The organism is Actinosynnema sp. NPDC059797 (assembly GCF_042732085.1).
GTDB lineage: Bacteria > Actinomycetota > Actinomycetes > Mycobacteriales > Pseudonocardiaceae > Actinosynnema.
In genome coordinates, this window is record NZ_JBHWIE010000274.1 from 1 (window position 1) to 9,428 (window position 9,428).

At 71.2% G+C, this 9,428-nt stretch carries 8 protein-coding genes; all 8 read right to left on the bottom strand.

Translation table 11 applies throughout. The annotated features are described in order from the left end of the window. Window positions 1-349 (bottom strand): type I-E CRISPR-associated endoribonuclease Cas2e (gene cas2e / locus ACFV4N_RS34000; protein ID WP_499676761.1); only part of this gene is annotated, 349 nt, incomplete at its 3' end. After that, window positions 346-1,323: a type I-E CRISPR-associated endonuclease Cas1e gene (gene cas1e, locus ACFV4N_RS34005; protein ID WP_499676762.1), complete on the bottom strand. Its 978-nt coding sequence runs from the start codon at window positions 1,321-1,323 to the stop codon at window positions 346-348. The genes cas1e and cas2e, both read right to left, overlap by 4 nt. Before the next feature lie 56 nt (window positions 1,324-1,379). Further along, window positions 1,380-2,051, bottom strand: coding sequence for a type I-E CRISPR-associated protein Cas6/Cse3/CasE (gene cas6e / locus ACFV4N_RS34010; RefSeq protein WP_499676763.1), 672 nt, complete (start codon window positions 2,049-2,051; stop codon window positions 1,380-1,382). Continuing rightward, window positions 2,051-2,779, bottom strand: coding sequence for a type I-E CRISPR-associated protein Cas5/CasD (cas5e, locus tag ACFV4N_RS34015; protein WP_499676764.1), 729 nt, complete (start codon window positions 2,777-2,779; stop codon window positions 2,051-2,053). The genes cas6e and cas5e overlap by 1 nt, the downstream gene beginning before the upstream one ends. Beyond that, window positions 2,776-3,915, bottom strand: coding sequence for a type I-E CRISPR-associated protein Cas7/Cse4/CasC (cas7e, locus tag ACFV4N_RS34020; protein ID WP_499676765.1), 1,140 nt, complete (start codon window positions 3,913-3,915; stop codon window positions 2,776-2,778). The genes cas5e and cas7e overlap by 4 nt, the downstream gene beginning before the upstream one ends. 29 nt (window positions 3,916-3,944) lie before the next feature. Next, the gene (casB, locus tag ACFV4N_RS34025; RefSeq protein WP_499676766.1) at window positions 3,945-4,583 is read right to left on the bottom strand and encodes a type I-E CRISPR-associated protein Cse2/CasB; all 639 of its coding nucleotides are present in this window, start codon (window positions 4,581-4,583) and stop codon (window positions 3,945-3,947) included. Next, window positions 4,580-6,232: a type I-E CRISPR-associated protein Cse1/CasA gene (casA, locus tag ACFV4N_RS34030; protein ID WP_499676767.1), complete on the bottom strand. Its 1,653-nt coding sequence runs from the start codon at window positions 6,230-6,232 to the stop codon at window positions 4,580-4,582. Before casA ends, casB begins: the two co-directional genes overlap by 4 nt. Then, on the bottom strand, window positions 6,219-8,960 hold the full coding sequence (gene cas3, locus ACFV4N_RS34035) for a CRISPR-associated helicase Cas3' (protein WP_499676768.1): 2,742 nt from the start codon (window positions 8,958-8,960) through the stop codon (window positions 6,219-6,221). The genes casA and cas3 overlap by 14 nt, the downstream gene beginning before the upstream one ends. Window positions 8,961-9,428: the final 468 nt, after the last annotated feature.

A 9,428-nucleotide genomic window follows, 5' to 3' on the forward strand; every position in this document is an offset into this window, starting at 1 on the left:
CGTAGCGGCGTCGGCGGGCGGCGTTGCTCCAGTTGCGTCCGCCGGAGGTCAGCGGGGTGGTATCGGTGTCGTCGGGGTCGGCTGGGCGGAGCATGAGTTGGATGCCGTCGTAGTCGACGGGGTGCCAGTCGTGGTGGTGGACTTTGAAGTCGAGTCCTTGTTTGTTGTCGGCGTGGAAGACCATGATGGCCCGGCCGGTTTTGACCATCTCGACGACGCGGACCCACATGAGGTTGCGGACGCGGGTGCTGACTTTGCCGACGAAGACGCCGGGGGAGATTTCCAGCAGCCAGCGGGTGAGGTGGCCGCGTAGGCCGATGGGGCAGGCGGCGACGACGATGACGGTCACAGGTCGTTGTCCTGGTCGTCGTAGTTGGTGCCGCCGGCGACGGCGCGGCCGTTGTCGTCCCAGAGCATGACGACGTTGTTGTCGAAGTCGGGGTCTTCGAAGGCTTCAGGGCCGTATTCGATCAAGCCATCGTCTTCGCGAAGCAGGGTTTTGATGTCGCGGACGCAGGTGTCGAGGAAGGCGCCGTCGCGCATGCGGTCGCGGACGGCGCGGCGGGTTTCGGTGCCGATGTCGGCGACTTCGCGGGCGGTGACGTCGAAGGCGATGGGGATGGTGATGTCGGCTTTGTAGAGGTCGGCGATGTCGTAGACGAAGGACTTGACGTGGCCGGTGTGGACGAAGCCGAGTCCGGGGGCGCAGCCGAGGGCGACGATGACGGCGTGCACGACGCCGTAGAGGCTGGTGTTGGCCGCGGACAGGGCCCTGTTGACCGGGGTGCCGGAGTCGAAGTCGGTGGGGTCGTAGTCGCGGCGTTGCCACTGCACGCCGGTGCGCTTGGCGTGTTCGCGGTACAGGCGGCGCACGCGGGCGCCTTCGCGGCCGCGCAGCTGTTGCATGGTGAGGCTGTCGGTGTCCTCGCCGGGGAAGCGCATGGCGTACATCTGGCGTGCCACGCGCAGCCGGGAGCGGTTGTCGGACACGAGCCTGGCCTGGATTGCCAGCAGGCGGGAGGAGGCGGCCAGGGTGCGGCCGTGGGCGTAGTAGCGCACGCCGTGTTCGCCGACCCACACGGCGGTGGAGCCGCTTTCGGCCAGCAGCACCATGGCCTGCTGGGTGACGTTGGTGCCGGGGCCGAGCAGCAGGGCGCCGAGGGTGGTGGCGGGGATGTGCACGGTGCCGCGTTTGTCGGTGGCGGTGATGGCGTTGTCGTCGCGGCCGACCGCGCAGTGCTCCAGGTACAGGAACGACAGGCGGTCCTGGGCCCGGACGAGCTGGGACAGCGGCACCGGCTTGGCGCCGGGGATGTCGGGCACGGAACTCCTCGGGCACGGAACTTTTCCGAACAGGTGCCGCCCGGGGGCGGGGCTGTTCAGGCGCGGCGGACGGGGGCGAGGGTGAGCAGGCCGCAGCCGTAGCCCTTGGCCGGGCCGATGCCGGTGACCAGGGCGGTGCGCAGCGCCTGGGCGTCGAGGACCTCCAGGTGCCCTTCGAACACCGCGGTGGACAGGGTGACGTGGGAGCCCTGCCGTTTGAACGTCACGTGCTCGCGGCCGCGGACGGCGACGTCGGGTTCCTTGTGCTCGCCGACGACCATGGTGAAGCCGTGGCGTTCGGCGCGGGTGAGCAGCCAGTCGGTCTGCTGGGCGGCGGTGACGTGCCCGAACCGCTGGGACCGGGTCGAGTCGGGGGTTTTGCGGCGGCTGCTGACGGGGTTGGCGCGCAGCCGGAAGGCCCACTGCCCGCCGACGGTGATCCGGTCGAGCAGAGGTTGGTAGTCGCGGGTGTCCCAGGTGTGGGTGGTGGGCCAGCCGACCTGTTCGACCAGGTGGGTCAGGTCCGGGCGGTGCGGGCTGACCACGTAGAGCAGGACCTGGTGCTGGTGGCGGTCCACCCGCCACAACACCCGTCCCGCCGCCGAATCCGAGTCCGGGGTGGTGGTGGGGAAGGCGGCCATGACCGCGGCGTGCAGCTTCTGCGGGGAGGCGAGCATGGATCGGGCGTCGCGGCGGGCGGGGTTGATCTGGAAGCGGGTCAGGTACATCAGGCGATCCCCTCGAAGGCCGCCATCGGGTCGAAGGGGTCGACCACCGGGCCGGGGGCGGAGGTGGGTGTGCGGTAGGCGGGGTTGGGCACGGTGACGGTGGTGCGGTGGATCGAGCGCCATTGGTAGCGGCGTTCGCGCGGGTCGAAGCTGACCGGCTCGTCGCGCACCAGTTCGGCGTCGGGTTCGCCGGGCGGGCAGTCCACCACGATGTCGAGGTCCGTGGTCGGGCCCTGGTGGCGGCGCTGCACCCAGGGCGAGGCCAGCCACGGGTGCCGCTCCAGTCGCTCTCGCACGCCGCCCTCGGCCAGCCCGTGCAGCAGCCTGCCCGCGGGCGGGCAGGACCGGCGGCCCAGGAACAGCGGGAACACCGGCGAGCGCAACGCCTGCTCCAGGCTCTCCAACAGTGCCTGTTCGCCTTCGATGGCGACGGCGAACACGGCGTCGGCGAGGTAGAAGCGGTAGGACAGGGGCATGGAGGTGGATCCGTCGCGGGTGCGGGCGGTCTGGAAGTCCCGTTCCAGCTGCCCCGGCTGGTCGATGCGCACCCCGATGCGCAGGTCCAGCAGGTTCTCCAGCGGGTCGGTGCGGCGGCGCCCTTGGGCGGCGGCCAGCAACCCGAGGACGCCGCTGCGGCTGGGGGCGCGGTCGGTGTTGCGGCGCACGAAACGGCTGCTGGTGCCCCAGGACTGCAACGGGGCGCCCAGCCGCAGCAGCAGCGTGGTCACGCCTGCGCCGCCAGTCGCTGCGCGACCAGGGCGCCCACCTCGCGCACGGCCGGGTCGAACGTGGTGCGCCGCGCCAGCTCCGCCAGCGGCGCGACCTTCTTCTCGCCCACCCCGAACACCCAGGCGTCCACGGGCTGCTCGTCGAAGGCCTCGTGCAGCTCGCGGGTGTGCTCGGCCAGGCGGCTGATGGCCATCACGACCCGCCCGCCCTCGGCGTCGTCGGGCACGACCTCCTCGAACGCGCCGACCAGGTTGACCGACTGGGTCTGCCGGGCCACGACGAGTACGGCGTCGGGCAGGGTGCGGTTGGCGAAGGTGTTCTGCTTGCCGGTGGGCATGCTGGCCACGAACGCGCGCACGAACGCCTCCACCGCCCGGCGGGTCGCCTCGGCGTCGCCGAGGTTGTCGTGCAGCCGGTCGACGTCGACGGTGGCGTAGCGGTAGAGGGTGGAGGAGTTGAACTCCACCGTGCCGATCATCCCGGCGCCGGCGTCCTCCTCGGTGTCGGCTTTCTTGTGGTCGTCCACGGCGGTGAAGTAGTCGTACTCGTTGTCCACCGCGTGCACGCTCAGCGCATGGGCGACCTGGCAGGCGGCGTCGACGTTGAGGTCGGTGGCATCGGCGACCATGCGCCCGAACAACGCCACATCCACCGAGTGCGCCTGGTCGGCCCGCGCCCGCGCCTCGGCCTTGTTGATCTCCGGCTTGCCGTCGCCGGCCGCCTCGGCGGCCTCGGCGGCCAGTTCGGCCAGGCCCTGGATCTGCCGGTTGCTCAGGAACAGCAGGTAACCCGACTCGTTGGGGGCGTCCTTCTTGCGGGCCGCCACGATCTTGATCCCGGCCGCGGTGAGCACCGCCTCGGCCAGCTCCGCCGACCGCTGCGCCAACCCGGGTCGGAGGCGCGTGATCTCCTCGGCGACCAGCTCCACCACCCGCTTGGTCCGCACTCCCAACTCCGCCGGGTCCAGCAGCTGCTCGAAGGCGTCGCGGGTGGCGCGCTTCCACGCCTGGCTGGACACCCGCGCCCGCCGCCGACCGCCGTAGACGGCGGTCTTGGGGCTGCCGGTGTCGTCGCGGTTGATGTTGCTGGGCGGCACGGTCTGGATCACGTGGACGTCGACGATGGTGCGAGACATGGACCAATCCTTCAAGACGGGGGAGGGGATCACTGGGAGTCGGCGGCCTGGCCGTCGAGGGCGGGGACGCGGTAGAACGCGCGGCCCCACCGCAGGCGCACTATCGAGGCGCCACCGCGGCGCTGCCATAGGGTCAGCTCGTCGGCCAGCAGCGCGTAGTCCAGGGGGATGGCCTGGACGCGCAACAGTTGCACCATGCCGCGCAGGTGGTGCACCAGCTCCTCCAGGCTTTGCGCGGTGCCCAGCGCCTGGAACCGGCGCAGCACCGGCGGGACCACGCTGCCGAAGTCCTCGGGGTGCAGCAGGCGTACCGCACGACCCAACCCGTGACCGCGCTGGTGCATCCGCTTGCGTTGGGACTGCTGGTGCACCGCGTACAGGGTCAGCGCCACGTGCGCGGCCGTCTCGGCCGGGGTCGGCCCGTCGCCGGCCGCGGGGCCGGCGAACTTCTCCGACACGGTGTACTGCAGGATTTCGTTGACGCTGCCCGCGGGCTTGCCCGCGCCGCGGCGCAGTCGCGCCAGTCCGGCCACCGCCGCCGACCGGTCGGCCAGCACGCCTTCCTGCAGTGGCGTGATCCGGGCGTGCACCTCCTCGCCGACCGCGGTCAACGGAGCCCACCTGGGCTGTTTCGGCGCGGCCGCCGACTGGTGTTGCGTGACGGTCACGACGCGACCTTGTCCTCTCCGGTGTCGGTGTTGCCGGTATCCGGGTACGCGTAGGGCAGCGCCAGGCGCAGTGCCCGGCGGAACCACCGGTCCGCGTGCGCGGAGGTGACCAGCCGGTTGCCCACGACCCGCCCCGACCACGCCTTCATCGGGGCCTGCCGCAGCAGGTCGGCGCCCAGGGCCCGGACGGCCCGGTCGGCGGTCAGGTGCCATCGGGTCGCGGCGGCCACCGGGTCAGTGTCGGGGCGCAGCTCGCGCAGCCAGGTGCGGAACAACGGGTCGAACTCGGCGTAGGCCAGTTCGCCGGCCCGCGTCCGCGGCCCTTCCCGCTCGTCCTTGCCCGCTCCGGCCGCGACGGCGAGGTTCTCGGCGAGCCTGCCCAGGGCCTGTGCGGCCTCTTCGGCGGCCCGGACACTGCTCACCGCCGTCTTCGCCAGTTGGGCGTCCTGCACCCGCAGCAGCACCACGCGCACCGACAGCACGTCGTCGAGGATGTCGGTGGTCGTCGCGCTCTGAGAGCCGTAGGTCATGCCGATGGTGTGCAGGCGTACCGGGAAGTCGCTGCCGATGACGTCCCCGACCTCGGCGATCCACTCCAGCACCCGCGGTGCCAGGAACTGGGCGCCCTCGCTGCCCTGGGCGCGCACGGCGCCGGGCAGCATCGCCTGCAGACCCCGCCACACCGCCTTCTGCGGCTCGTGCTCGCGCGGCATGTAGACCAGGTCCCTGCGCAGTTTCTTCTCCTGGGCCTTGCTGCGGCGCCACCCGGTGTGGGGTTCCAGGTTGTGCTTGTCCTGGGGTGCGATGCGGTCGCCGTTGCTGATCAGCACCCCGGTCACGCGGTCGCCCTCGCGGACCAGGCGCAGGCGCCGGCTCTGCCAGGTATAGAGGTCCACCGGGCCCGCCGGGCGGTTGGTCAGGTCGTCCTCGTGGGCGCCGAGCGGGTCGCGTTCCCACGGCGGGCGGTCCGAGGGCAGCCGCTGCACCAACGCCATCTCCGACGGGATCAGGTTCAGCAGCAGCGTGTCGCGCAGTGTCGGCCCTTCGGGCAGCACACCGCCCAGGTAGCCGGCCCACCCGGTGCCGATCGGGTAGCCCTTGCCGTTCTTGACGCGGGCGTCGCCCACCGCGCCGGACTTGATCCCGGAGGGGTCGAAGGCGTGGCAGTGCACGACCCAGCGCGCGGCCTCGGCGAAGGACAACGACACCCGCCCGCCCAGCCGGGTGGTGAAGAACGGGTGACCGTTGGGCATGTCGGCGATCAGCTTGTTCAGCTCCGACACCTCGCCCTTGGCCGTGCGCAGGTCGGCGACCTGCAGGAACGGGCTTTTCTCGTCGAACAGGTCGAACCGGGCGCGATGGCGCTCCAGGTAGGCGCGCACCCTGTCATGGGGCAGCTGCTCGCTCGCCCATAGCTGTTCCCACCGGTCCACCTCGCATGGCCCGTCCTCCGCGCCGTGCAGCACGGCCAGCAGCAGCCGCGTCAACGCGAACACCTGCGTGGGCACGTCGCCGACCAGCCCGGCCACCGTGTGGGCGCGCGCGAACACCTCGGTCAACGACAGCTCGACCAGCGCGCCGTCGGAGGTCCGGGCGATCAGCCACGGTCGGTCGACCAGGTTGAACGACCCGGTCTCATCGTGTGTCATGCATCAATCCCTTGCGAGGGTCATAGGTCACGCCGAAGTGCGCCCTGCCGTGCCTGATCACGGCGCGGCGCTCGCCGTCGAGCACCAGCACCAGCTGCCCGCGCAGCAACGGCGAGTCCTCGAAGCTGGGGAAGTGGTTGCGCTGCAAGGCGTCGATGACGTCCAGATCGATGCCGGGGTGGCTCATCGCCACCGGCAGCCGCAGCCCGCACGCCGCGACGACGCGGGCCTGCGCGGGCTCCACCGCCAGATCGGTGGGGATCGGTGTTGCGCCGCCGCGTTCGATCCAGTCCGGGGTGAGCAGGCCTCCCGCGGCGTCGCGTTGCACGACCAGGACCTCCAGCGACTCGGCGCCGTCGCGGACCTGCGCCGCACCCCGCGAGGTGTCGTCGGTGTCCCCGACCCCGGCCCGCACCCAGCCGACCAGCGACAGCCTGCTCGAGCCGACCTCGTCGAGCAGGAACGCCCGCGCCGCGTCGACCCGGGCGGCCGCCTGGCGCGCGGCGTCCGCGGCCGCGGACGCCATCGCCGCCTGCCACGGGCCGGGACCCACGGGGTCGGCGCCGTAGGCGGTCTGCACCAGCGGCGCGATGTCGGCGGGCAACTCCAGCACGTCCCGCTCGACCAGCAGCGCGGCCGAGCGCAACAGCAGGTGCTCGCCGTAGACGCGCCGTGAGCCGGGCACGGCCCGTACCGGCGCGGCCGCCCAGTCCTCGACACCGACCACCGCGCACCGGGCCCGCCGCACGGGCGCGGGTCGCGTGCGGCGGTGTCGGTGCAGCCGGCCCAGCCGTTGCAGCACCAGGTCCGTCGGGGCCAGGTCGGTCACCATCAGGTCGAAGTCCACGTCCAGGGACTGCTCGACCACCTGGGAGGCGACCACGATGTGCAGGGCGGGACGCTCGCCGCGCGGACCGAACCGGTCCAGCAAAGTCTTGTCGATCCGTGCCCGGTCGCAGGCCAGGAACCGCGAGTGGTTGATGGTGACGTTGTCCTGACCGAACTCCTCCTCCAGGCGCCGGGCGGTCTCCTGGACCCGGGTGACGGTGTTGCGCACGACGACCGCGCACCCGCCGTCGACCAGGTGGGCGCGCAGGTAGGACACCAGCGTGTCCAGGTCGTCGTCCAGGCGGTCCAGCGCCACACTCGTGCCGCTCTCCGGCAACGGCAGCTCCCGCACAGCCATCCCGCCGGAGCAGGAGAGGACGGGATAACCCAGATCCGGCCGCACCTGATGCGTGCCACCGTCGTAGGCGGCCAGCAACTGTGCCCGCCGGTCGGCCGGCAGGGTCGCCGACAACAGGACCACCGGCACCCGGTAGGCGCCCAGCCAGTGCAGCACGCGGTGCAGGTACTGCGACATGTACACGTCGTAGGCGTGCACCTCGTCGATGATCACGACCTTGCCCGCCAACCCGAGGTGGCGCAGCATCAGGTGACGGCTCTTCAACCCAGCGAACAGCACCTGGTCGATCGTGCCCACCACGAACGAGGCCAGCACACCCTTCTTCCGGCCGCCGAGCCAGTGGTGCGCCACCGCCGGCGTCTCGTCGTCCTCGTCGCAGGGCGCGAACCACCCCTGGCGCACCAGCCCGGCGAACCGGTCGTTCAACGAGGCCTTGCCGTGGGCCAGCGTCACGCTCACCGAGCCGTCACGGCCGGGCAGCGCGCTCAACCACCGGTGCACCCGGCCGAACATGGCGTCAGTGGTCGCCTGGGTGGGCAGCGCGACGAAGACCCCGTCGGCCCCGGACGCCGCGGCCAACTCCTCCGCGGCCAGCAGCGCCGCCTCGGTCTTGCCGGCGCCCATCGGGGCCTCGACGATCATCAACCCCGGTCCGGCCATGGCCGCCGCGGTCTGCACCGCTGCCGCCTGCACCGGCCGCGCACCGGCGGCCTCGGGGTCGAACCGGGAGCGGAACGCCAGGTCGACATCGCAACCCACGCGCCGCGGACGCCACCGCGGGGGCAGCCCCAGTTCCTTCCAACCGAACTCCAGGCGCGCCGCCAGGTCGAACTCCTCCGGCGGTTCATGGGCCTCCAGCAGCGGGAAGAACTCGGCGTTGGAGGCGATCCAGTCCGCCAGGACCACGATCGAGGTCAACAGCACCTGGCTGGGCCGGCTCAACCGCACGTCGCGGTACCGCTCCAACGGCACCCCGGCGGAAGCCCGCTCCAGGAAGAACAACCGGGCCCGCTCCCACGCGCCCTCGCCGACCAGTTCGCGCTCGTCGCCGATCTCCTGCAGCGACAACCGCTCCGGCGGCACACCGTGGTGACTGCCCACCACACTGGCCAACTGGTCGACGACGACGCTGCGACGGGAACCGAAACGGCCGGCCAGGAAATCACGGACAACCAGGTGGCCGACCAGTTCATGACGCACACGGCCGCGCTCGGGATGGGATAACAGAGCCTCCCGCACGAACAACCCGGACTCGCGCATCCCATTGGCCAGCACCGGCACCTGAATGGCGAACGCGGGGGAGGCCTTACCCACGTCGTGCACCCCGGCAAGCCAACAGGCAAGCAGACGCACACCTTCCACGCCATCGGGAAGATCCTGCGCGATGCGTCTTGTGACCTGTGGAGACAACCACTCGTCGACCAGTCGCCCCGCGACGGCCGCCGAGTCGTCAAGGTGCTGCTGCAACGGCAACCAGTGCGTCAACCGGCCCTGCGGATCACGGACGGACTTCGCCCAGACCCTGCGCCAGTCGGTCGCCATGGATGAACGTCCCTTCCCTCAAACGGCGGCAAGCCGTGGATCACAGCGAGGACATACTCACACCTTCGACAAGCGTTACAGGCCAGCCTTCGAGTACACCCGTAAGGAGTAACGGCGCTGTTTGGAGTCCGCAAAAATGGGACGACGGCACCAGCGGCTGACTCTGGTTCCGTCGCCGGTCCTGACCGGTCGTTGTCCCACCTGATCCAGCAATGAAGTACTACGGCCTGCCTCCTGACCGACATTGCGGATTGCGACACCTCGCTTACGAGGGACGATCTTGTGTCGAATTTGTGCTCGCAGGCCGTGCCGGGGACCACCCCCACTCGCGCGGGAAGTACAGGGCCAGATCGCCCGAGAGATGGCGAAGGGGTTGACCATCCCCGCCCGCGCGGGGAGCACCTCGCGGTGGCGACCATGCCGGGGCGGACCGGCGGACCACCCCCGCTCGCGTGGGGAGCACTACAG

Bases quoted from the DNA above. Each gene is read 5' to 3' on its own strand.
- cas6e (WP_499676763.1), bottom strand. From the start codon at position 2,051: ATGTACCTGACCCGCTTCCAGATCAACCCCGCCCGCCGCGACGCCCGA.
- casA (WP_499676767.1), bottom strand. From the start codon at position 6,232: ATGACACACGATGAGACCGGGTCGTTCAACCTGGTCGACCGACCGTGG.
- cas3 (WP_499676768.1), bottom strand. From the start codon at position 8,960: ATGGCGACCGACTGGCGCAGGGTCTGGGCGAAGTCCGTCCGTGATCCG.
- cas7e (WP_499676765.1), bottom strand. From the start codon at position 3,915: ATGTCTCGCACCATCGTCGACGTCCACGTGATCCAGACCGTGCCGCCC.